This is a genomic window from Phycisphaeraceae bacterium, assembly GCA_019636675.1.
GTDB lineage: Bacteria > Planctomycetota > Phycisphaerae > Phycisphaerales > UBA1924 > JAHBXC01.
Map to the genome: position 1 here is coordinate 1,492,392 of JAHBXC010000001.1, position 22,503 is coordinate 1,514,894.

18 protein-coding genes are annotated in these 22,503 nt (G+C 70.1%); 5 read left to right on the plus strand and 13 right to left on the minus strand.

From position 1 onward, the window contains the following. Positions 1 to 63: 63 nt before the first annotated feature. From KF684_06430 to KF684_06445, 4 genes are all read right to left on the minus strand, one after another. Positions 64 to 1,266 (minus strand): hypothetical protein, encoded by a 1,203-nt coding sequence (locus KF684_06430; GenBank protein MBX3352554.1) that lies wholly within the window; start codon positions 1,264 to 1,266, stop codon positions 64 to 66. Positions 1,267 to 1,415: 149 nt separating this feature from the next. Beyond that, a complete protein-coding gene (gene dut, locus KF684_06435; GenBank protein ID MBX3352555.1) occupies positions 1,416 to 1,856 on the minus strand; it encodes a dUTP diphosphatase in 441 nt (146 codons plus the stop codon). A 92-nt stretch (positions 1,857 to 1,948) separates the two neighbouring features. Next, a complete protein-coding gene (locus KF684_06440; protein MBX3352556.1) occupies positions 1,949 to 2,233 on the minus strand; it encodes a hypothetical protein in 285 nt (94 codons plus the stop codon). A gap of 158 nt (positions 2,234 to 2,391) precedes the next feature. Then, complete coding sequence (locus tag KF684_06445) at positions 2,392 to 3,771, minus strand: polysaccharide biosynthesis protein (protein ID MBX3352557.1); 1,380 nt, start codon at positions 3,769 to 3,771, stop codon at positions 2,392 to 2,394. 153 nt (positions 3,772 to 3,924) lie between these two features. On the opposite strand from KF684_06445, the gene KF684_06450 reads away from it, so the two are divergent. From KF684_06450 to KF684_06470, 5 genes are all read left to right on the plus strand, one after another. Further along, positions 3,925 to 5,178 carry an FAD-dependent oxidoreductase gene (locus KF684_06450; GenBank protein MBX3352558.1) on the plus strand — a complete coding sequence of 418 codons (1,254 nt, stop codon included), beginning with the start codon at positions 3,925 to 3,927 and terminating at the stop codon, positions 5,176 to 5,178. A 191-nt stretch (positions 5,179 to 5,369) separates the two neighbouring features. Then, positions 5,370 to 6,452 (plus strand): ligase-associated DNA damage response exonuclease, encoded by a 1,083-nt coding sequence (locus KF684_06455; protein MBX3352559.1) that lies wholly within the window; start codon positions 5,370 to 5,372, stop codon positions 6,450 to 6,452. Next, the gene (locus tag KF684_06460; GenBank protein ID MBX3352560.1) at positions 6,449 to 8,146 is read left to right on the plus strand and encodes an ATP-dependent DNA ligase; all 1,698 of its coding nucleotides are present in this window, start codon (positions 6,449 to 6,451) and stop codon (positions 8,144 to 8,146) included. Before KF684_06455 ends, KF684_06460 begins: the two co-directional genes overlap by 4 nt. Then, positions 8,143 to 10,740, plus strand: coding sequence for a ligase-associated DNA damage response DEXH box helicase (locus KF684_06465; GenBank protein MBX3352561.1), 2,598 nt, complete (start codon positions 8,143 to 8,145; stop codon positions 10,738 to 10,740). Before KF684_06460 ends, KF684_06465 begins: the two co-directional genes overlap by 4 nt. A 179-nt stretch (positions 10,741 to 10,919) precedes the next feature. Next, positions 10,920 to 11,369: a hypothetical protein gene (locus KF684_06470; GenBank protein ID MBX3352562.1), complete on the plus strand. Its 450-nt coding sequence runs from the start codon at positions 10,920 to 10,922 to the stop codon at positions 11,367 to 11,369. Positions 11,370 to 11,379: 10 nt separating this feature from the next. Here the strand turns inward: KF684_06470 and phrB are convergent, their stop codons facing one another. From phrB to KF684_06515, 9 genes are all read right to left on the minus strand, one after another. Beyond that, positions 11,380 to 12,801 (minus strand): deoxyribodipyrimidine photo-lyase, encoded by a 1,422-nt coding sequence (gene phrB, locus KF684_06475; GenBank protein ID MBX3352563.1) that lies wholly within the window; start codon positions 12,799 to 12,801, stop codon positions 11,380 to 11,382. Continuing rightward, positions 12,801 to 14,414: a cryptochrome/photolyase family protein gene (locus KF684_06480; GenBank protein MBX3352564.1), complete on the minus strand. Its 1,614-nt coding sequence runs from the start codon at positions 14,412 to 14,414 to the stop codon at positions 12,801 to 12,803. Before KF684_06480 ends, phrB begins: the two co-directional genes overlap by 1 nt. Next, positions 14,411 to 14,869 (minus strand): hypothetical protein, encoded by a 459-nt coding sequence (locus tag KF684_06485; GenBank protein MBX3352565.1) that lies wholly within the window; start codon positions 14,867 to 14,869, stop codon positions 14,411 to 14,413. The genes KF684_06480 and KF684_06485 overlap by 4 nt, the downstream gene beginning before the upstream one ends. After that, positions 14,866 to 15,642 (minus strand): heme-binding protein, encoded by a 777-nt coding sequence (locus tag KF684_06490; protein ID MBX3352566.1) that lies wholly within the window; start codon positions 15,640 to 15,642, stop codon positions 14,866 to 14,868. The genes KF684_06485 and KF684_06490 overlap by 4 nt, the downstream gene beginning before the upstream one ends. Before the next feature lie 62 nt (positions 15,643 to 15,704). Then, positions 15,705 to 17,219, minus strand: coding sequence for an SDR family oxidoreductase (locus KF684_06495; protein MBX3352567.1), 1,515 nt, complete (start codon positions 17,217 to 17,219; stop codon positions 15,705 to 15,707). Further along, complete coding sequence (locus KF684_06500; protein ID MBX3352568.1) at positions 17,216 to 18,385, minus strand: glycosyltransferase; 1,170 nt, start codon at positions 18,383 to 18,385, stop codon at positions 17,216 to 17,218. Before KF684_06500 ends, KF684_06495 begins: the two co-directional genes overlap by 4 nt. Next, on the minus strand, positions 18,382 to 19,272 hold the full coding sequence (locus KF684_06505) for a lysophospholipid acyltransferase family protein (GenBank protein ID MBX3352569.1): 891 nt from the start codon (positions 19,270 to 19,272) through the stop codon (positions 18,382 to 18,384). Before KF684_06505 ends, KF684_06500 begins: the two co-directional genes overlap by 4 nt. 10 nt (positions 19,273 to 19,282) lie before the next feature. Then, the gene (crtI, locus tag KF684_06510; GenBank protein MBX3352570.1) at positions 19,283 to 20,923 is read right to left on the minus strand and encodes a phytoene desaturase; all 1,641 of its coding nucleotides are present in this window, start codon (positions 20,921 to 20,923) and stop codon (positions 19,283 to 19,285) included. A gap of 46 nt (positions 20,924 to 20,969) precedes the next feature. Then, the gene (locus KF684_06515) at positions 20,970 to 22,481 is read right to left on the minus strand and encodes an aldehyde dehydrogenase family protein (GenBank protein ID MBX3352571.1); all 1,512 of its coding nucleotides are present in this window, start codon (positions 22,479 to 22,481) and stop codon (positions 20,970 to 20,972) included. Positions 22,482 to 22,503: the final 22 nt, after the last annotated feature.

Here is a 22,503-nt window from a genome sequence, read left to right on the forward strand (position 1 = left end):
ATCTCGTGGCACGGCTGCGCCGTACCACGCCACCCCCAGCACCCCGTGCTTCTGCCTGCCGACTTACTTCTGGCAGGTGCTGCCGAAGTTGGTCAGCGTGCCGTTGAGATCGGCGAAGTTCACCACGCCGTCGTTGTTGACGTCGCCCGCGAGGCCCTGCCCTGTCTGGCCGAACTGGCTGAGGACGGTGTTGAGGTCGGCGAAGTTCACCACGCCGTCGCCGTTGGTGTCACCGTCGCAGGGCTTGGATGCGTTGAGCCCTCGCACGACGATCGCGACGGTCTGGAGGTCGCCTGCTGTGAGCGCCGTCGCGACGAGCGCGTCGCCGTCGGGGGTCACGGCGCGGATCGTGCTGAGAGCCGCGTAGGCGGAGATGTCGGCGCCCTTCATGACGAGGAAGTCGGCGAGGGAGACGAGCCCGGTGTCGGGCGTCCAGAGGGCGCCGCCGACCTGCGCGGATTCGCCGACGATCATCGTGCCGTCGGCGTTCACGCCGTAGCCGAACGACGAGCCGGTGAGGTTGTTCACGGTGCCGAGGTTCACGAGCCCGTCGGTCGCGGTCCAGCGGAACATGCGCGGCCCGCCGGGCGACTGGCTGTAGCCGGTGACTGTGGATCCGTCGGCGCTGATCGCTTCGGCGCGCGAGAAGTTGGCCCCGGTGAGGACGCCAAGGTTCTCCGGCGTCGCGGGCGAGCCCGTCCATCGCAACGCCCGGGTGGAGCTGGTGGCGACCGATCCGAAGCCGGCGACCGCCGCGCCGTCGGCGCTGACGGCTCGCGCCTCGGCGAATGTCTGCGAAGGGAAGGTGTTGGGCAGTTCCTCGATCACGCCGTTCACCCATCGAACCGCGCGAGAGCCGGTACCCCCGACGACGACCGTGCCGTCGGTGTTCACGCCGTAGGCGTTCGCCGGCCCTCCGGGCATGAGCGACGCCAATTCGACCGCGCCGCCCGGGGCGGTCCAGCGGAAGGCGCGCGAGCCGCTCGTGCCCACGACGACCTGCCCATCGGCGCTCATCGCGTTGGCGATCGCGAAGCTCTGGCCCGGGAGGGGCATGACCTCGGTGTACCCCTCGCCCTCGATCCAGACGAACGAGCGCAGACCGGCCTGCACGACCGCCCTCGTCGCGTCGGCGCTGAGCGCGTAGCCGTTGGCGAAGGAGGCGCCCGGCGGCACGCCGAGGTTCAGGATCTCGGGCGCGGCGTTGGTCGCGGGGACAACGGACGCGGCGACAGCGATAAGGACTGCGGCGGTGAGGGTCTTCATGGGGTTCTGGTCTCGTCTCTCGGCCTTCGCCCGCGCTGGAACGCGGGACCTCCACCACGGATGCGAAACGCCGCCGTGAACGCGCAGAAAAACCCCGGGCTGACCTCGGGTTTTTCGTGCGCCGGAGCGCGCGCGTCACACTGGGGTGTTTACAGGATGCCCGTGGAGCCGAAGCCGCCCTCGCCCCGGAGGCGGACCTCCGGCGGATCGGTCGGGAGTTCCGCGACCTCGACGATCTCGCAGAGCGCGACGGGAGCGATGACGAGTTGCGCGATGCGCATCCCGTGCTCGACGGTGAACGGCTCTCTGCCGAGGTTGATGAGCGCGACCTTCAATTCGCCCCGGTAGTCGGCGTCGATGGTGCCCGGCGCGTTGGGCACGGTGACGCCGTGCTTGGTCGAGAGGCCGGACCGCGGCCTGACCTGGCCCTCGAAGCCGGCCGGGATCGCGATGGCCCAACCAGTGGGGATGAGGGCGATGTCGCCGGGCTGGAGGGTCACGGGCGCGTCGATGCAGGCCGGCAGGTCGACGCCCGCCGAGAGCGGGGTCTGGCGGACCGGGAGCGTCGCGCCGTCGTGCAGTCGGCGCATCGCGACGGGCTCCTGCGCGCGCAGGAGCGACGGACGAACAGCGAAATGCGTGGGTTGCGTCATCGGGGAGCGATGCTAGCGACTTTCCGGGCTCAGCGGACTCCAGCGAGCGCCGAGTCGCTGACGGACACCGACTGGCTGCGCGCCAGCCGATCGGCCGCACGCTCGAGCGACTCGATCAGTCGCTGGGTCGAGAGGATCGCGTTGTCGATCGCGGAGCGGCCCGAGACGCTGGCGAAGGCGTCGGGTCGGCGGAGCCGGGAGAGGTGTCGCTCGGTCTCGGTCTTCGCTTCGAGGAGCGAATCGAGGAGTCGGCGCGCCTTCTCCAAGGCGCAGGTCGTTTCGGCAAGCAGCCGGGAGGTTGTCTCGTATTCCATCGCTGCGGGGATCCGCTTGCGGCTGTCGGAACCGGCCACGGGGGCCGGCGCCTGGGCCGCGTCGGGGCGAGAGGGAGGGGGGCGGGCAGCCGCGCTAGAGGCGCATCGGACTCATCGGGAGCGATGCGACAAAATTTCACCCGCTCTTCATACCAAGGTCAAGCCGCGGAGCGGGATTCTTCGGTGCTTTGGATCGGTCTTTGTTCGGCATCGCCAACGGTCGGGCACAGGCGCCGCACCACGCTCAGCACCCGGTCCCGGCTGGTGTCGTGCCGGATGTCCTCGAGCTGTTCGATCATCGTGCGCACACGCCTGGCCTCGGCCTCGTCGGGCGGAGACGCCCATGCCTGCACGCCGGCGGCGGGGGTCGGACGCAGCTCCTCGCTCGCGTGGGCCAGCTCCTCGTGGATCTTTTCGCCCGGCCGGATGCCCGTGAACACGATGGGCATCACCCCGGCCCCGCCCCGGTCGGTGATGTCGCGCCCCCGCTCGGCGAGCAAAGGCGTGTGCCCGTGCAGGCGCACCAGGCGCTCAGCCAGCTCGACGATGCGCAGGGGCTCGCCCATATCGAGGACGAACACATCGGCGCCCGCCGCCTCCTCGAGACTGAGCGTGCCGGCCTGGATGACCAGCGACGCCGCCTCGGGGATGGTCATGAAAAAGCGCGTCATCTCCGGGTGCGTGACCGTCACCGGCCCGCCCTCGGCGAGTTGCTTCTCCCACACCGGGATCACCGACCCGGCCGACCCGAGCACATTCCCGAAGCGGACGGTGCTGAACCGCGTGGGCGACGACGCCCCCCGGCGCGCCATCAGGCCGCCCCGCTTCGCGGGCTGATTCAGCGAACGCACGTACAACTCGGCGAAGCGCTTGGTCGCGCCCATCACCGAGCTGGGGTTCACCGCCTTGTCGGTCGAGATCATCACGAACCGCTCGGCGTGGCACGCCCGGGAAGCGTCGGCGATCGACGCGGTCCCGAACACATTGTTGTTGACGGCGTGGGCCGGGTGGTCCTCCATGATCGGCACGTGCTTGTGTGCCGCGGCGTGGAAGACGGTCTGGGGCCGGATGTCGAGCAGCCAGGCCATCGTCGCGTCGGCGTCGACGACATCGTGGAGCATCGCGCGGCGCTTCACGCCCGGGAAGCGGTCCCGGATCTCCCGGTCGATCTCGAAGAGCGCGTTCTCCGACCTCTCTATAAGGATCAGTTCCGACGGGTTCAGCGTCGCGACGCGCCGGGCCAGCTCGCTGCCGATGCTGCCCCCTGCCCCGGTGATCAGCACCCGCTTGCCTGTCAGCGCCGCTTCGGCGCGCGCGCGAGCGGCATCGTCGAACGGTCTCGGCTCGCGCCCGATCAGCAACGAAGGGTCGATCGATCCCCCGGTCGCGCCCCGGCGCTTCGCGCGACGACGCCACGACGCGCCCGTCCCCGAGAGCATGTGCTCGATCCGGTCGAGCGTCGCCCGATCCGCCGCCACGACCAGCTCCTCCGCCGCCGGCGACGACACCCTCACGCTGTTCTCGGACGCGTTCGTCATGGTCACCACTGGATATCGGCCTTTCCGGCCCTCGCGCTGAGGGTTTCTCGGGGCGCGCCCCCGAGAGCCAACCCGCCCCGGCCCCCGGCCCCCGGCGCCCGACCCAGCGCGATCCGCTACGCTTTCCGCCCACCCACGACCCAGGAACCTCCCGTGCTCACCCCCTCCACAGACATCCACGACGCCATCATCGTCGGCGCCGGCCTCGCCGGGCTCGTCTGCGCCCTCGAACTCCAGGCCCGAGGCGTCGGCGTGATCATCCTCGACGCGTCCGACGCGCCGGGCGGGCGAGTGCGCACCGATGAAGTCGACGGCTTCCTCCTCGACCGGGGTTTCCAGGTCCTCCTCACCGCCTACCCCGAGGCACGCCGACACCTCGACTACGCCGCCCTCGACCTCAAACCTTTCTACCCCGGCGCCCTCGTGCGCGCCGACGGGAAACTCCGGCGCCTCGCCGACCCGCTTCGCAGGCCCTCCGACCTCGTCGAGTCCATCTTCTCCCCGGTCGCGACGCTCTCCGACAAGGTCAGGATCGCGGAACTCATCCTCAAACTGAAGTCCGGCCCGCTCGATCGCCTCTTCGACGAGCCCGAGGTCGAGACCATCGACTACCTCAAGGAGCACGGCTTCTCCGAGAAGGTCATCGAGAGGTTCTTCCGACCGTTCTTCGGGGGCGTTTTCCACGATCGCGACCTGCGCAAGAGCAGCCGCATGTTCCGCTTCGTGATGCGCATGTTCGCTGAGGGCGACGCGTCGATCCCGGCGAAGGGCATGGGCCAGATCCCGGCGCAACTCGCGTCGAAACTCGAGCCCGGCTCGCTGCGCCTCAACGCGCGCGTCGTGTCCATCGACAACGGCGCCGTCACCCTCGACACCGCCGAGATCCTGCGCGCGCGAGAGGTCATCGTCGCGACCGAGGGCCCCGAGGCGCGCCGCCTCCTGGGCGAAGCGCTCCCGCCCGTCGAGAGCAACAGCGTGACCTGCGTGTACTTCGCCGCCGAGCGCTCCCCCATCGACGAACCCGCGCTCGTCCTCAACGGCGAAGCCGAGGGTCCTGTGAACAACCTGTGCGTCCCCTCGATGGTGTCGAAGCACTACGCCCCCGCCGGCGCGCACCTCATCTCCGCGAGCGTGATCGGCAACCCCAGCGACAGCGACGACGCGCTCGAAGCCGCAGTGCGCACGCAGCTGACGAACTGGTTCGGCAGCGATGTCTCGGGGTGGCGCCGCCTTCGCACCTACCGCATCGAGCACGCCCAGCCGGCGCTCATCCCCCCGGCGATCGACCCCCACGTGCGCGCCAGCCGCGTCGCCCCGGGCCTCCACGCGATCGGCGACCATCGCGCCACCTCGTCCATCAACGGCGCGATGCTCTCGGGCCGGCTCTGCGCGGAAGCCATTGGATAGGGAGCAGGGAGTAGGGAGCGGGGAGCAGGAAAAAACAAGGGATAAACGGGTGGCGTGGTACGGCGCAGCCGTGCCACGAGAGGTCCGAACACGATCCCGGCTCCCAACCCCCACCCCATCGCTCCCTCCCCCTCCGCGACCTCCGCGCCCTCCGCGGTGAATCTCTTCTCCGGCACGCGAACAATCCCACGATGACCCCTTCGTCGCTCGTCACGCCCACCGAGCACGGGCTCTATTGCCCGGAGGGCGACTTCCACATCGACCCCTGGAAGCCCGTCGAGCGCGCCATCGTCACCCACGCCCACTCCGACCACGCCACGCCCGGCTGCGCACGCTACCTCTGCTCCACCCGCGGCCTGCGCGTCCTGCGCGAACGCATCTCCCCCCTCCCACTCGTGGGAGGGGGCAGGGGGAGGGTCTTCTCTTCTGACCTCATCATCGACACCCTCGACTGGAACACCCCCACCACCATCAACTCCGTCCGCGTCTCCCTCTACCCCGCAGGCCACATCCTTGGCAGCGCGCAGGTGCGCCTCGAACACAAGGGGCGCGTCACCGTCGTCTCGGGCGACTACAAGACCGACCCCGATCCCACCTGCGACGCCTTCGAGCCGGTGCGCTGCGACACCTTCATCACCGAATCCACCTTCGGCCTGCCCATCTACCGCTGGCCATCGCAGCGCGAGGTCTTCGACGAGATCAACGCGTGGTGGCGCGAGTGCCAGCGCGACGGGCGCACCGCCGTGCTCTTCGCCTACGCCCTCGGCAAAGCACAACGCCTCCTCGCCGGCGTCGATCCCTCCATCGGCCCCATCCTCATCCACGGCGCCCTCGCGCGCTTCGAGGCGCCCTACCGCGACGCCGGCGTCGCGCTCCCGCCGCTGCTCAGCGCCAACGCCGAACACGCCAAACTCCACAAGGGACGCGCGCTCGTCGTCGCGCCGCCCTCCGCCAACGACGCGCGCTGGCTCCGAAAGTTCGGGCCCGTCTCACTCGCCATGGCCTCCGGCTGGATGCGCATCCGCGGCACGCGACGCCGACGCTCCCTCGATCGCGGCTTCGTCCTCTCCGACCACTGCGACTGGCCCGGACTCCTCAGCGCCATCCGCGAGACCGGCGCAACCTCCATCGGCGTCACCCACGGCGCCACGCGACCCCTCGCACGCTATCTCACCGAACAAGGCCTCCACGCCTTCGTCGTCCCCACGCGCTACACCGGCGAGACCGACGACGCGTCGGACAACTCCACCGAGGAAGCCGGGGTCGACGCGTGAAACGCTTCGCCCTTCTCTTCGACGAACTCGACCGCACCACGCGCACCGGCGAGAAGGTGTCTGCGCTGGAACGCTACTTCCGCGATACGCTCGCGCACGAGTCCACGCACGACGACGCCGCGTGGACGCTCGCGCTGCTCACCGGCAGGCGCGTCAAGCGCGCCATCACCTCAACGCAGATCCGCGCGCTCGCGGCCGAACTCTCCCAGACCCCCGATTGGCTGGTGCGCGAGTGCCACGACGCCGTGGGCGACCTGGGCGAGACCGTCGCGCTGCTGCTGGAAGGGTGGACGCCGCCCCCCGACCTCGCGCACCGACAATGCGATCTGGCGCTGCACGAGGTGATGGAGCGCCTGCGCGCGATGGTCTCGATGGACGACGCCTCGCGCGCCGCGACCATCGCCGCGCTCTGGGCGCCCCTCTCCACGCCCGAGCGCCTCGTCCTCAACAAACTCCTCTCGACCTCCTTCCGCGTGGGCGCGAGCGCGAAACTCGCGATCAAGGGCCTCGCCGCCGCGACCGGCGTCGACGAACAACTCCTCACCCATCGCGCCTCGGGCGCGTGGGACCCGACGCCCGAGACCATCGCGCGACTCCTCGCGCCACCGGGCGACAACGCCGCCCACGACCTCGCGCGACCCTACCCCTTCTTCCTCGCCTCGCCCCTCGAAGACCCGACGCCAGCCCTCGTCGACAAGACGCTCTCCGCACTGCTCGGCGCGCGAACCGACTGGATCGCCGAATGGAAGTGGGACGGCATCCGCGCGCAACTCCTCACCCGCGACGCCGGCGTCGCCCTCTGGTCCCGCGGCGACGAACTCGTCACCGACGCCTACCCCGAACTCGCCGACGCCGCCCGCGACCTGCCGCGAGGCCTCGCCCTCGACGGCGAACTCCTCGCGTGGGAAGACGGCATGCCCCTGCCCTTCACGCTCCTCCAGCGCCGGCTCAACCGCAAACGCGTCGAGCATTCCCTCTTCCCCGATGTCCCCGTCGCGTTCCTCGCCTACGACCTGCTCGAACACGACGGCGCCGACCTGCGCGAACGCCCCATCGAGCACCGGCGAGAACTCCTCGAGTCGCTCATCCACCCGACGCACGCGCCCATCCGCCTCTCGCCGCTGATCACCACGGGCGACGCGCCGGACTGGGAAGCGCTCGCGTCGCTGCGCGCCACCTCGCGCGAGCGGCGCGTCGAGGGCATCATGCTCAAACGGCGCGGCAGCCCCTACCGCGCCGGACGAACCCGAGGCGACTGGTGGAAGTGGAAGATCGACCCCTTCACCATCGACGCCGTCATGGTCAACGCCCAGCGCGGCAGCGGCAGGCGCGCCTCCCTCTTCACCGACTACACCTTCGCCCTGTGGTCGGGAGACGCGCCCGGAAAGGGTGAACTCGTCCCAATCGCCAAGGCCTACTCCGGGCTCACCGACGACGAGATCGCGAAGGTCGATTCGTGGGTCTCGCGCCACACGATCGGGCGCCACGGCCCGGTGCGCGTCGTCACGCCCGAACTCGTCTTCGAACTCGCCTTCGAGGGCGTGCAGGAGAGCGACCGCCACAAGTCCGGCCTCGCGCTGCGCTTCCCGCGCATGGCGAACTGGCGCACCGACAAGAAAGCAGACGACGCCGACACGATCGCCACGCTGCGCGCGATCCTCGACGCCGAACTGCGCAGGGGGTCGCCGCGATGATCGCACGCGACCCGCTGCAACCCGCGCGCGACTTCTTCGCCCGCCGCGACTGGACGCCCTTCCCCTTCCAGGAAGATGTGTGGCGCGCGTACCTCGCCGGGGAATCGGGGCTGATCCACGCCCCCACAGGCGTCGGTAAAACCTACGCCGCCGTGCTGGGCCCGATGCTCGACGCTGCAGCGCGCGAGCACGACGCCAGGCCAGGGGACAAAGCCCCGCCCATCGAGCTGCTCTGGCTCACGCCCCTCCGCGCCCTCGCTACCGACACCGCCCACGCGCTCGCCGTGGGCGCTGATGCGCTCGGGCTCTCGCGCTGGACGGTCGAACTGCGCACCGGCGACACTTCCTCATCCGTGAAGGCGCGCCAGCGCAAGGAACTGCCCACGGCCCTCGTCACCACGCCCGAGTCGCTCTCGCTGCTGCTCACCTACCCCGACGCGCGCCGGCTCTTCCGGAGCCTGCGCGCCGTCGTCGTCGACGAGTGGCACGAACTCCTCTCCACCAAGCGCGGCGTGCAGACCGAACTCGCCCTCGCGCGCCTGCGCGCCTTCCGCCCCGACCTTCGTGTGTGGGGGCTCTCCGCGACGCTCAACAACCTCGACGAGGCGATGACCACGCTGCTCGGACCGGCCGCGTCTGGCCGCATCGTGCACGCCGACATCCCCAAGCCCGTCGAGATCGAGACGATCCTCCCCGACGACATCACCCGCTTCCCGTGGGCCGGACACCTGGGCGTGAAACTCGTGCACAAGGTCCTCGACGCGCTCGAGCGCGCGCAGACCACGCTGCTGTTCACCAACACGCGCTCGCAGGCCGAACTCTGGCACAAGGCGCTCCAGACCACGCGCCCCGAGTGGGCCGACGACATCGCGCTCCACCACGGCTCCCTCGAGCGCGACACGCGCACCGAGGTCGAGCGCCGCATCCACGCGGGCGAACTTCGTTGCGTCGTCGCCACCTCCTCGCTCGACCTGGGCGTCGACTTCTCGCCCGTCGATCAGGTGATCCAGGTCGGTTCGCCCAAGGGCATCGCGCGCCTCATGCAGCGAGCCGGGCGCTCGGGCCACCGCCCGGGCGAGGTCAGCCGCGTCCTGTGCGTGCCCACGCACGCGATCGAACTCGTCGAGTTCGCCTCGGCGCGCGACGCCGTGAACGCCCGCGCCGTCGAGGCCCGCGCCCCCATCGACCGCCCGCTCGATGTGCTCGTCCAGCACCTCGTCACCGTCGCGCTCGGAGAGGGCTTCCGCGCCGACGACCTGCGCGCCGAGGTCCGCACGACCCGCGCGTTCGCGAACCTCACCGACGACGAGTGGTCATGGTGCCTCGACTTCGTCGTCCGCGGCGGCGCCACCCTCTACGCCTACGAGCAGTACCGCAAGGTCGTCGAGACCGACGGCTTCCACCGCGTCGCCAGCGATCGCATCGCGCGCCACCACCGGCTCGGAGTGGGCACCATCACCTCCGACGCCTCCGTCCGCGTGCAGTACATGTCGGGCCCCTCGCTCGGAACAGTCGAAGAGTCGTTCGCCGCGCGCCTGCGCCGGGGCGATGTATTCCTCTTCGCCGGCAAGCACCTCGAGTTCGTGCGCCTGCGCGACATGACCTGCTTCGTGAAGCGCGCGACGAAGAAGTCCACCCTCGTGCCCCGCTGGGGCGGGGGCAAACTCCCGCTGTCCACGCAACTCTCCGCCGCGATCCAGGCGCGCCTCGACCGCTGGCGCGACGCCGACTGCCCCGAGATGGCCGCCGCCCAGCCCCTGCTGGGCGTGCAGGCGTCGTGGTCGGCGATCCCGACGCGCGACGAACTGCTGATCGAGCGCGCCACCAGCCGCGACGGGCACCACTACTTCCTCTACCCCTTCGCCGGTCGTCTGGCCCACGAGGGCCTCGCCGCCCTGCTCGCGTACCGGCTCGCGAAGGACACGCCCCGCTCGGTCACCATGACCGTCAACGACTACGGCTTCGAACTCCTCACCCCCGACCCCATCGACCTCGACGAGCCCGCCTGGCGCGCGCTCCTGACCACCGACGACCTCCTCGACGACATGCTCGCCAGTCTCAACGCCAGCGAACTCGCCCGGCGCCAGTTCCGCGAGATCGCGCGCGTCGCCGGGCTGCTCATCGTCGGCTTCCCCGGCGCAGGCAAGTCCGCCCGCCAGTTGCAGGCGTCCTCCGAACTGCTGTTCGATGTCTTCCACGACTACGATCCCACGAACCTGCTCCTCGACCAGTCGCGCCGCGAAGTCCTCGACCGACAACTCGAGATCCGGCGCATCCGCGACACCCTCGAACGCCTCGCCAACTCGCGCATCCTGCGCGTCGAACTCGACCGCCTCTCCCCCTTCGCGTTCCCCCTATGGGCCGACCGACTGCAGAGCGAACTGACGACCGAGCGCTGGAGCGACCGCGTCCAGCGGATGGCGATCTACCTCGAAGAGGAAGCGACGCCCAGCGCGACACGCACGACGAAGGCCAAACCAGTCCCGATCGAGAGCGGCGCCCCGCGACCCAAGGGCCTCTCGTCAAGCCACACGCACAAGTCTTCGAGCCCCTCGCAGGGACAGCGTCTGCGCCGTTCGCGTCCGAGGATCTGACCCTCCTCCCCCATCGCGCCATCTTCTGGGCACGCGAGCGCACGCTCTTCCTCGCCGACGCGCACCTGGGCAAGACCGCCACCTTCCGCGACGCCGGCATCCCCATCCCGCTGGGCACGACCCGCGCTGACCTCGCGCGACTCGACGACGCCATCGCACGCACCGGCGCGACGCGCCTCGTGATCCTCGGCGATCTGCTCCACCACAAACGCGGCCTCGACGCGCCCACGCTCGACGCCGTCGCGTCGTGGCGCGCCACGCACGCCTCGCTCGAGATCCTCCTCGTCCGAGGCAACCACGACCGCGCCGCGGGCGACCCGCCGCACGACTGGAACATCGAGTGCGTCAGCGGCCCCCACCAACTCGGCCCATTCCGGCTCGTCCACGAGCCCGACGACGAACCCGTGCACGACGCGCACACCCTCGCGGGCCACATCCACCCCTGCGTCCGCCTCTACGGCGCCGGGCGCCAGTCCATGCGAACGCCCTGCTTCCACTTCACACAGTCGATGGCCGTGCTCCCCTCGTTCGGCTCCTTCACCGGGGGACACCCCATCACGCCAAGGCGGGGCGACCGCGTCTTCGCCGTGGGCGACGACCGCGTGCTCGAAGTCCGCGCCGCGAACTGATGAGTGCCGTTCAGCCCTTCTTGATCTTCTTGAACGCCTCGATCGCGTGCACGCGCGCCTCTTTGTGATCGACGATCGGCCCGGGATAGCCGCACGCCGCGCGCGTGATCGGGGACGGGTCGTGGATCTCGCGCGGATCGACCCCACGCAGTTCCTCGACATACTTCCCCACGAACTCGCCCTTCGCGTCGAACTTCTCGCCCTGCGTCGTCGGGTTGAACACGCGGAAATAGGGCTGCGCGTCGGCGCCGACGCTCGCCGACCACTGCCACCCGCCGTTGTTGCTCGACAGGTCGCCGTCGACGAGGTTGCGCATGAACCACCGCTCGCCCAGGCGCCAGTCGAGGAACAGGTCTTTCGTGAGGAACATGGCCGCGATCATGCGCAGCCGGTTGTGCATCCACCCCGTCTCGCGGAGTTGTCGCATCGCCGCGTCGACGATCGGGTAGCCCGTGCGCCCCTCCTGCCACGCCTTCAGATGCTCCGGATTGTCCTTCCACCGGACGCGCTCGGTCTCGAGTTGCAGCGGCCGGTGCTTGCACACGCGCGGGAAGCCGATGAGCATGTGCTTGTAAAACTCGCGCCAGATCAGTTCGCTGATCCAGGTCGACGCGCCATCGCTGCCCCCTGCGAGTTTCCCACCGTTCGCCTCGCGCGCCGCGTGGATCAACTGTCGCGCCGACACTACACCGCTGGTGAGGTAAGGCGACATCGCGCTCGTGCCGTTGACGCCCGGGATGTCGCGATGGTCCTTGTAGTCCGCGATGCGCGACTCGAGGAACGCGTCGAGCCGGCGCTTCGCGTGCGCCTCGCCGGCCGGCCACAGCGAGGGATCGATCGGCGACTCCCACCCCTTCACACGCCCCGGAACCTCGCCAGGCTCGCCGACCAGCACCGCCTGTTTCTTCACCAGCGGCAGCGGCTCCGGGCAGCCCATCTCCTCGAACCGCTCGATCCACCGGCGCTTGAAGGGCGTGAACACCGTGTAGAACGCGTCCTGCTTCGTCAGCACCTCGCCCGGCGCGATGCCCACCTGCCCGTCAAACGCGCGCACCGCCAGACCGGCGTCCTCGAACAGTCGCTGCGTCCGCTCGTCGCGCTCGCGCTCGTTCACCTCGTACTCGCGGTTCAGAAACAGCGCGTCGCAGCCGTGCTCTTCCGCGACGCGCCGGACGATCCCCGGCACATCCGTGAAGTGCCCCGCCCTCTCGACGCGAAGCGCGATGTTGCGCCCTTCCAGTTCCTTCGACAGTTCCCGAAGGTTCCGCAGCACGAAATCGATCTTCGCAGGCGCGTCATCGTGGCGCTCCCAGTCCTTGGGCGACAGCACGAACAGCGCCACCACGCCCCTCGTCGCGTCCCTCGCCGCCGAGTGCAGCGCGGGGTTGTCGCGCAGGCGCAGATCCGTCCTGAACCACATCAACGCGCGCATCACGCCGTCCCCTTCGACACATCGCCGATCCCGAACCCCTCGCGCAGTTTCCCGGCGCTGACCGTGAGTTCGACCTTCTCCTGCCTGGTCATCTTCTTCACGTGGCTCAGGATAAGCGACATGCGCCGGTTGGCGCCAAACATCTTCTCGTTCCGCACGAGGAACTCCCAATAGAAAGTGTTGAACGGGCACGCGCCCTCGCCCGTCCGTTTGTCGGGGTCGTAGCGGCAGCCCTTGCAGTAGTTCGACATCTTCTGGATGTACTTCCCGCTCGCCGCGTAGGGCTTGGTGCCCACCACGCCACCATCTGCGTGCATCGCCATGCCCAGCGTGTTGGGCAGCGTCACCCAGTCGATCGCGTCGACATACATGCCCAGATACCAGTCGCTGATCGCGCGCGGGTGCACGCCGCTGATCAGCGCGAAGTTGCCCGTGACCATCAATCGCTGGATGTGGTGCCCGTACCCGTGCTCGAGCACCTGCCCGACGCTCTCGCGCACGCAGCGCATCTCGGTTTCGCCCGTCCAGTAGAACTCCGGCAGTCTGCCGTGCTGCCCGAGCGAGTTGCGCTCCCCGTAGCCCGGCCCCTCCAGCCAGTACACGCCCCGGATGAACTCACGCCAGCCGATGATCTGGCGCACGAACCCCTCGACAGCGTTGATGGGCGCACGCCCCTCGTCCAGCGCCTCCAGCGCCGGCTCGACCATCTCCATCGGCGAGAGCAGGTGCAGATTGACATACGGGGACAGCAGCGAGTGGTACAGGAACGGCTCGCCCGTCCACATCGCGTCCTGATGATCCCCGAAGAAGCGCAGCCGGTGCTCGACGAAATCCCCGAGCGACCGCTTCGCCTCGTCGCGCGTCACGCCCCACCCGAACGACGACAATCGCCCGGGAAGGTCGGGCATCTCGCGCTCGACCGTCGCGATGACCTCCTTCGTGATCGCGTCGGGCTTCGCGCGATGCACCGCCGGTGCGCTGGGCGCCTTCTTGAACGAACGCCGGTTCTCCTTGTCGAAGTTCCACGAGCCGCCGACCGGCTTAGCGTCGTCGTCCATCAGCACGCCCAGGCGTTTCCGCTCGCTCCGGTAGAACATCTCCATCACCAGCGACTTCTTCCCGTCCGCCCATTCGCGGAACCGCTTCGGCGAGCACAGGAAGTGCTGATCCTCGACGATCTCGGTCTCGACGAGCGACTTCTTCCACGCCGCGGCCATGGCCATCACGCGGTGCTCGCCCGGGCGCTGGACGATCAGTTTCTTCACGCCCAGCGCCTTCACCGCGCGCCGGACCTCGCCGTCGAACGAGTGCGTGTTCTCGGGATCGTCGATCGCGACATACCGGACGCGCATCCCCCGCTCGACGAGGGTCAGCGCGAAGTGGCGCATCGCCGCTAGAAAGAGCACGGTCCGCTGCCGGTGGCTGGGGACATGCGTCGACTCGTCGCGCACCTCCACCATGAGCACCGCGTCGCGATCCGGGTTCAGTTCCGTCAGCGCGGGCGACCTTTCGTCGAGTTGATCCCCGAACAGCACGAGCAGGCGCTCCGCGCTCGTAGGAGCGGCTGCGCCGATCACCTTCGTGAATGCGCCCTGCGCTTTGGCCGCGCTCATGCGCTCGCGGCCCCCGAGAGCATCAGCAACGCCACGACGCCGCGCGCCGTCCACGCGATGGTCCTCACCCAATTCGTCGCGACGAGCCGGCGCGCGTCACGCATCTCGTAGCGCTCGATCAGCCGCTGGTGCAACGGCACCTGCACGAAGAAGGTGCTCGCCCACGCCGCGATCAGCAGCGCGATCCCTGTCGTCGCCAGCGATTGCCTGACCGAGTCTTCGGCGCACGACGCGACGAGCAGGACCGTCGCCGTCGACAACTCCGCGAGCATCAGCGGCGCGACGATCAGCGTCGTGCGGCGGGTGTGCTCGCTCTCGTACGCGACGAAGCTCTCCTCACCAACCCGCTGAAACAGCGGGTAATGCACGACCTGCACGAACCAGATCAGGCCCGTCATCGCGAGCGTCGCGAAGGCGTGCACGGAGAGCGCGATGCCCACCGCCGCATCGCTCACGCGCCCTGATCCGTGGTCTCGCTGACGAGTCGCACCGGGATCTGCACCTCGCTCCACTTGCGCGGCGCCGGCATCTCGGGCCCGTTGTATCGCAGCACGCGCGGCGGGCCGGCACGCTCCCACTCCGGGTGCTCCGCCAGCCATGCCTCCAGCGCCTCGAGCGCCTGCTGGTCGTTCGTCACTCGGTACGGCCCGCGCACACCGGCCGACAGCACCACCACCGGGGGCTGGTCCTCGACCTTCACGCGACCGAACTCGCCCTCGGGCCCGTCGCTGAACTTCTCGTACAGGAACGCCATGCGCCACTCGCTCGGACGCTCCTCGGCGCTCTCAACGTCCTTGTAGTCGATCTCCACCGGCGAAGTCATCGCGATGCCTTTGCGATCGATGTGCCTGAACAGCGGCCAGAACGCGAAGTTCGAGCCCATGTCCGCAGGGCCCTGCCAGTCGACCGCGGCACGGCGCACTGTCGGATACCACTTCAGCTCGATCGCGCCGATCGGCGTGGGGGGCGGATAGCCGACGGGCAGTTTCGTCGGGATGCGAGAGACGCCGCTGACCCACGCGTCGCCCACGCGCTCGAGCGGGCTCATGTCGGCCGGCTCGTAGACGCGGATCACCGGGTTGCTCTCGCAGGGCTCGGTCAACCACGCCCGGGCGCCCGGCGCGTCCTGACGAACCGCGAGCGCGAGCGGGCCCTCGCTGTTCGGAGGGCCGCCGCAACCGGGAAGAAGGACCGATATCGCGGCAAGACTGAGAAGGATCGATCGCATGCAGGCGTCTCCAGACCCGGGGTGCTGTCGCGATGGCTTCGCCGACCCCGGCCCTCCGGATGTCACGCGCCGCCAGAACCCGGCGACGACTCGGCTGCCCGCTTGAAACCCCGCAGCATGCCGCGGAAAACAACCCCGTGCAGGGGAAGCACGCAATACCAGTACGCGATCCCCAGGAGACCTTTGGGGCGGAACCGGGCGGTCTGGACGAGCCGGCACCCGTCGCGCGCGCCGTCGCGCGGCTCGATCGTAAAGGACAGTTTCGCGACGCCGGGGAGTCGCATCTCGGCGCGCAGGTCCAGCGATCGGTCGCGCTCGACGCCGATGACGCGCCAGAAGTCGAGCGCATCGCCGTACGCGAGCGTCTCGGGGTGTCGTCGCCCGCGCCGGAGGCCCGGCCCGCCGACGAGCCGGTCCATCACGCCCCGGACGCGCCACAGCCAGTCGGCCGCGTACCACCCGTTCTCGCCCCCGATGCGCGTGACGGCGCGGAACACGGCGCTCGGGGGCGCGTCGACCTCGATGGAGCGCTCATCCACGAAGACCGTGCCGCCGGCCCAGTCGGGATCGCCGGGCATCACGCCCGCGTCGGTCCAGGCGGTCTCGACCTGGTTGCTGCTGACCTTGCCGAGGGCGGCATCGATGGACTCGCGCACCCCGAGCAGCCGCTGGGGCATGAGTCGCGCCGCCTCGTCGTCGCGCACCACGACCTCGTTGCGCAGGCCCTCGGCCAGCGGGCGCGCCAGGCGCGCGCTCACCGGCGTCACGAGGTGGATCCACAGCGACGACAGGCGGGGCGTGAGGAGCGGGACCGGGATCACCCATCGTCGCGGCAGGCCGCGCGCCTGCGCCATCTGCTTCATCAGGTGCGCGTAGGTCACGACCTCAGACCCGCCGATCTCGAGCGTTCTGCCCTCGGTCTCTGGGGTCGAGACGCAACGCACGAGATATTCGAGCGCGTTGCGCACCGCGATGGGCTGGCAGCGGGTGCTGACCCAGCGGGGCGTGACCATGACGGGCAGGCGCTCGACGATGTAGCGCAGGATCTCGAACGCCGCCGACCCGGACCCGATGATCATCGCGGCGCGCAGCGTGGTGACGGGCACGCCCCCCTCGCGCAGGGCGGATTCCACGTCGCGACGCGACGCGAGGTGGGCGCTGAGGCGGTCGCCCATCTCGCCCAGGCCTCCGAGGTAGATGATGCGTTGCACGCCCGCGACGCGCGCCGCTTCGGCGAACCCGCGCGCGAGGCGCATGTCCTCCTCGGCGTACTGATCCCCGGCGACGACCATGGAATGCACGAGATAGAACGCGGCCTCGCACCCGGCGAGCGCTCGCGCCAGGTCCTCGGTCGGCGCACCGAGGTCGCACTGCGTGATCTCGAGGAGCGGGTGATCGATCCAGGGCCGATCGGTCAGCTTGCGCGCCGAACGCACGACGCAGCGGACGGGGTAGCCCTCGCGCAGCAGCGCCGGTGCGAGCCGACCGCCGATGTACCCCGTCGCGCCGGTGACCGCGACGCGAGGGCGGCGCGGGCTCTCGCCTGGCTGGACGTCGATCGGTTCGCTGCGCGTCATCCCGCGCTCGCGGCGGTCTTGGCCGGCGCGCCGCGCCCGCGCCACGCGCGAACGCCCAGCAGGTGCTCGGCGAAGCTCTGCCACTGGATCATTGTCATCAGCAGCACGCCCAGCGGGTGGAGAAACGCGCCCACCAGCGACTGACGGAACCGCAGCGACAGGACGACGCGCTGGGTGATCGCGATAAGAACCGCTAGCGCCGCCAGACCCGCCGCGGCGCGCGACGGGCGATACGCGTTCGGGGCCGCGGCGGTCCAGAGCACGACGATCGCCGGGAGCACGTGCCCGACCAGGTGCATGACGGTGATGAACAGCAGCAGCGCGACCGAGCCGAGCCCCTCGTACGCGTTCTTCGTGAACCCGCGCCAGACGCGCGGGAAGGAGTCGTACATGCGGCAGGAAACGACATCGGTGCCGTCGAACAGGTCGGTGCGATGCCCGGCGCGCCGGAAGGCGCGGGGCATCTTCACGCCGTCGTGCATCGTGTCGCGGAACGACGCGTGCCCGCCGGAATCGCGGTACGCGTCGGCCCTCGCGAGCAGAAACTGCCCCACCGCCGCCGACGACGCCGGGTCGAGCGTCGTGCGCATCCGCTTCATGGGGAGGTAGGAGAGCAGCAGGAAGTGGATGAGCGGGATGATGATCTTCTCGCCGATCGTGCCGGTCTCCTGGCGCGGGATCGTGGAGAGCAGCGCGCAGTCGACGCCGATCGCGGTCGCGAGGGAGCGCGCGAAGCAGTCGGGCGCGAAGCGCACGTCGGCGTCGGTGAAGAGCAGCCAGTCGCCCAGGGACGCGCGCGCCATCTGGTCGCACGCGAACTGCTTGCCGTTCCAGCCCTCGGGCAGGGCGACCGTCGGCACGAGCCGGACGCGCGGGTCCTCGTCGATCAGTCGGGCCACGATCTCGCCGGTGCCGTCGTCGCTGTGGTCGTCGTAGACAAGCACCTCGACCGCGCATCCCTTGTTTGCCAGCGCGGACCGGACGCACGCCGCGATGTTGCGCGACTCGTTGCGCGCCGGGATGCAGACGCTCAGCAGCGCGTCGCCGGGGTCGGCCTCGGGCCCGCGGATCGCGGGTCGGTAGAGCGAGAGGTTGCGCAGGCAGACGAGCAGCGGGATGAGGGCGAGCACGCACGCGCCCGCCATCGTCCAGGCCAGCGCGCTCACAGGGCGTCCCCGGGCGTCGTCGTCGGGCGGTGCAGCCCCGGCCCGTCCAACTCGCGCTCTCGTCGCGAGCGCCGCGCGACGACGGGGCCCTGCTTGCGGCGCAGACGCAGCCACAGGTCATACAGCGGGTGATGCGTGCCGGAGTGGCCCCCGATCAGGATGTCGAATGGTCGCGCGTCGCGCTCCATCACGATCTGCGCGAGCCGGCACTGGTTCTCACGCATCGCCTCGGTGATCGCCTCGGTCCACGCCTCAACCAGCCGCGTGCGTCGGGCGTCATCCCCCAGATCGGGAGCACGGACGCGCTGCACGCGCAGGAACGCCTCGGGGCGCTTGTCCTCCCAGAAGCCGTACTCGATCGCGAGCGACAGCACCGGGATCTCTCGCTCGGCGCTGGCCCGCGCCGCGATCGCGCCCACGCCCGGGCGCAGCGCGATCTCGTCGCGCACGTCGCGGAACTCGCCCTGGGGCGTGATCCACAGCGTGCATCGGTCCTCGGTGCTGAAACGCTGCAGCACGTGGCGCGTCATGCGGGGCAGCGAACGAGGGTCGTCGGGAGAAACCCCGAAGATGCCGAGCTTGCGCATGAACCGGAAGCGGCGCAGCTGCTCGATGTCCATCGGCGCCGCGTGCGTGCGAGAGGTCGTCAGCGTCGACGCCAGCAGCACGCACACGAGCGGATCCCACCACGAGGAGTGGTTGACCGCGATGATCGCCGGGCCGAGCCGCCGGTCGAGCGACTCGATCAGCTCACGCGAGCCCTTGACCATGCGGATCGCCGCGAACTGCTTGCGGAACATCCGGCGCGTGACGATGGAGAACCCCTTCGTCACGCGGGGCGAGAAGCGGCTGGGAAGGAACTCGATCGCGTCGTCTCGGTTCGCCATGGGTCGTTTCTTAGGCCCCCACCCCGGCGAGATCGGGGCGCATCAGGGAATCAACGGGAGGCAGCTCGAGGCGGAAGTCCTCGCCGAGCACGCGCGCGGCGGTCACGCCCGACATCAGCACCATCGGCACGCCGGGCCCGGGGTTCGCGCTGCCGCCCGCGAAGTACAGGTTGTCGAGCACCCGCGAGCGGTTGTTGGGCTTGAACCCGCCGTGCAGCTTGCCGTGCGAGGCGAGCCCGTAGATCGCGCCGCCCTCGGCGTTGTAGAGCTTCTCGATGCCGCGCGGCGTCAGGGCTCGCTCGACGACGATGTGCTCCTCGATGTCTTCCATCCCGAACCGCTTGAGCTTGTCGATCACGACGCGCCGGTAGCCGGTGAGCAGGTCGCCGGCGCCGAAGCCGCCCGGGTCGCGCCCGGCGCCGCTCGTCCAGCGGTGCCTGTCGCGCAGGTACGGGGTGTGGATGAGGACGTACAGCGCCTCGCCGCCCTCGGGCGCCTGTCCCTTGTCGGTGCGTGAGGGCGCCGCGATGTAGAGCGTCGGGTCGCGCGCCGGCTCGCCCTTCTTGTAAATGTCGTCGAACTCGGCGTGGCTGTCGGCGCTGAACAGGAAGTTGTGGTGCGCGAGGTGCTCGTACTGGCGCTTGAGCCCCAGGTAGAGCACGACGCCCGCGCAGGCCGGGGTGTACTTCTTCGCGATGTCGCGCTGGCGACCCAGCGCGTCGGCCTTGCCCGCTCGCCCGCCCAGCAGGTCCAGACAGGTCCGCTGCACATCGCAGTTGGAGACCACGGCGTCGCACGCGATCTCGCGCCCGTCGTCGAGACGAACCCCCGTCGCGCGGGCGCCCTCGCGCCGGATCTCAACCACGCGATGCCCGAGCACGAAATCCACGCCCTCTTCCTGGGCGATGCGCTCCAGCGAGCGAGCGACCTCGCGCGTGCCGCCCATCGGGTACCAGCACCCGTGGTCCACCTGCGCCGCCGCGATCAGCGAGAGGATCGCCGGCGCGAGGAAGGGCGAGGAGCCGACATACTGCAGGAAGTGCTCGCAGAGCTGGCGCACGTGGCTGTCGGGGATCCACGAGTGCGCCGTGCCGCCGACCGTCGAGTGCATGCGCATCTGCATGACATCGCGGAGCAGCCCCAGGTCCGTGGGCGGGACCGCCTTCATCACATCGCCGACAGAGCCGACATCGCGGTAGAAGAAAACGCGGTCGGACAGGCGGTACATCTTCCTCGCGAACTCGACGAACCGGAGGTACCCGGCGCCCGGCTTGGTCGTCGGGAACATGCGGTCGAGCTCGGCGGCGAGGCGCTTCTCGTCCTTCCAAAGGTTGATGACCGTCCCGTCCTCGTAGAAACATCGCCACTGCGGGTCGAGGTCGATGAGGTCGATGTAGTCCTCGACGCGACGCCCGGATCGGGTGATGATCCCGCGCAGCACGTTCGGCAGCGTGATGATCGTCGGGCCCATGTCGAACGCGAAGCCCTCCTCGCGCAGGACGTTCATCTTCCCGCCGGCGTGGGCGTTCTGGTCGATCAGCGTCACCCGGCAGCCCATGGTGGTCAGCTCGACCGCCGAGGACAGCCCGGCGAGGCCGGCTCCGACCACGACGACGTGCGGCGAGGTGGATGCGTTGGTGTGTGCGGTCATGCGTCAGCGTTCTCGTGTCAGGAAGGGGCGTGTCTGGTGGAGGGTATCAGACGCGCGCATCGGCAGGGACCGGTCGGGTTGCGTTCGGACCGGCGCCCGGCGCGGGCGTGGTGATCGACGCAGGCGCGTCTCCGGATGCGGCCGCGCCTGTTTGCCCGGGCGGTCCGCCCGGCGCGCGCCTGGGCCCGTAGAGGCGCGAGAGCACGGCGTCGAACTGGCGGCGCTGTCCCGGGGGGGGCTCGTCGAGCCCCGGACGCACCCGGGGCGTCCTCGACAGATGCACCGGGCGCGTCAGCGCCAGCAGCCCCGACTCGCCGCGAGACTCGCCCCAGCCCGACGCGCCCCGCCCCGAGATCGAGGACGCCGGGTGGCCCGTGGGGATCACGCAGTCGTTGTGGGTCACGGTCGTCGACCCGAGACGGCGGGCCAGGGCCCGTGCCCCGGCGCGGTCCTGTGTGAAGACGCTCGTCGCGAGGTGCTGCTCGCAGCGCGCGTGGACGCGCAGCGCGTGCTCCGTGTCCTCGACAGGCACCAGCGCGATCGCCGGCCCGAAGTGATCGCCCGCGACGAGCGCGGCGTGCTCCGGGCAGTCGGCGATCGCGACAGGGACGAACACCCCCCCACGGGGCGGCTCGAGCACGCCCGACAGGGGACGCCCGCCGGCGCGGGTCGCGTCGCGCGCCAGATCGAACACGCGCCGCGCCGCCTGCTCGTCGATCAGCCGTCGGGCGCGAGCGCCCGACGCCAGCGGCGCCATCGCTTCGAGAAACACGCCGTACACCCGCCGGTCGATCAGCGCGCGACGCGGCGCCATGCAGGTCTGGCCGGCGTTGGTCGTCGCGGCGTGCCAGATCGTGCGGGCCGCCAGCCGAGGGTCGGCGTCTGCGAGCACGAACGCGCTGTCCCGCCCGGAGAGCTCGAGGGTCGTGGGGGTGAGGGTCTCGGCGCCCCAGCGCGCGATCTCGCGCCCGACGCTGGTGGAGCCGGTGAACACGACGTGATCGAAGCGGCACTCGCGCAGCATGGCCGCGCCCGCCTCGCGCGTCGCGTCCACCCAGCGCAGACGCCCCTCGGGCAGCCCGGCGTCGCGCGCGATCGCGAGCAGCACACCCTGTGTGCGAGGCGACCGCTCGCTGGGCTTGACGACGACGCGGTTTCCGGCGACGAGCGCCTGCGTGAGCTGGATCCCCAGCAGCTGCACCGGATAGTTCCAGGTCGCGATGACGCCAACCGTGCCCAGGGGCTCACACGCGACGCGATGGGACTGACCCAGCATCCACCAAGGCGAGCCGGGCAGACGCCTGTCGCGGAGCGTGCGAGCGGCGCGGCGCTCGTGCCAGCGGATCGCGCTCAGCAGGGGCAGTATGTCGGCCGTCAGCGCCTCCCAGGGGGTTTTGTGCACTTCCTGGACACAGAGATCGATCAGCTCGTCGCGCCGGGCGGCCACGCCTGCCCGGAACGATCGGAGCCATCGCACCCGCTCGCGCACCGGCCAGTGCTCCGGCCCTTCCTGGGGGCTGTCGGCGCGGTCGCCGGGATGGATCACATGGTCGGTCATCGATGACACGCGCGGGTTCGGC

Bases quoted from the DNA above. Each gene is read 5' to 3' on its own strand.
- KF684_06505 (MBX3352569.1), bottom strand. From the start codon at position 19,272: ATGGCGAACCGAGACGACGCGATCGAGTTCCTTCCCAGCCGCTTCTCG.
- KF684_06495 (MBX3352567.1), bottom strand. From the start codon at position 17,219: ATGACGCGCAGCGAACCGATCGACGTCCAGCCAGGCGAGAGCCCGCGC.
- KF684_06465 (MBX3352561.1), top strand. From the start codon at position 8,143: ATGATCGCACGCGACCCGCTGCAACCCGCGCGCGACTTCTTCGCCCGC.
- KF684_06515 (MBX3352571.1), bottom strand. From the start codon at position 22,481: ATGACCGACCATGTGATCCATCCCGGCGACCGCGCCGACAGCCCCCAG.
- KF684_06480 (MBX3352564.1), bottom strand. From the start codon at position 14,414: ATGAGCGCGGCCAAAGCGCAGGGCGCATTCACGAAGGTGATCGGCGCA.
- KF684_06490 (MBX3352566.1), bottom strand. From the start codon at position 15,642: ATGCGATCGATCCTTCTCAGTCTTGCCGCGATATCGGTCCTTCTTCCC.
- dut (MBX3352555.1), bottom strand. From the start codon at position 1,856: ATGCGCCGACTGCACGACGGCGCGACGCTCCCGGTCCGCCAGACCCCG.
- phrB (MBX3352563.1), bottom strand. From the start codon at position 12,801: ATGCGCGCGTTGATGTGGTTCAGGACGGATCTGCGCCTGCGCGACAAC.
- KF684_06455 (MBX3352559.1), top strand. From the start codon at position 5,370: ATGACCCCTTCGTCGCTCGTCACGCCCACCGAGCACGGGCTCTATTGC.
- KF684_06430 (MBX3352554.1), bottom strand. From the start codon at position 1,266: ATGAAGACCCTCACCGCCGCAGTCCTTATCGCTGTCGCCGCGTCCGTT.
- crtI (MBX3352570.1), bottom strand. From the start codon at position 20,923: ATGACCGCACACACCAACGCATCCACCTCGCCGCACGTCGTCGTGGTC.
- KF684_06440 (MBX3352556.1), bottom strand. From the start codon at position 2,233: ATGGAATACGAGACAACCTCCCGGCTGCTTGCCGAAACGACCTGCGCC.
- KF684_06445 (MBX3352557.1), bottom strand. From the start codon at position 3,771: ATGACGAACGCGTCCGAGAACAGCGTGAGGGTGTCGTCGCCGGCGGCG.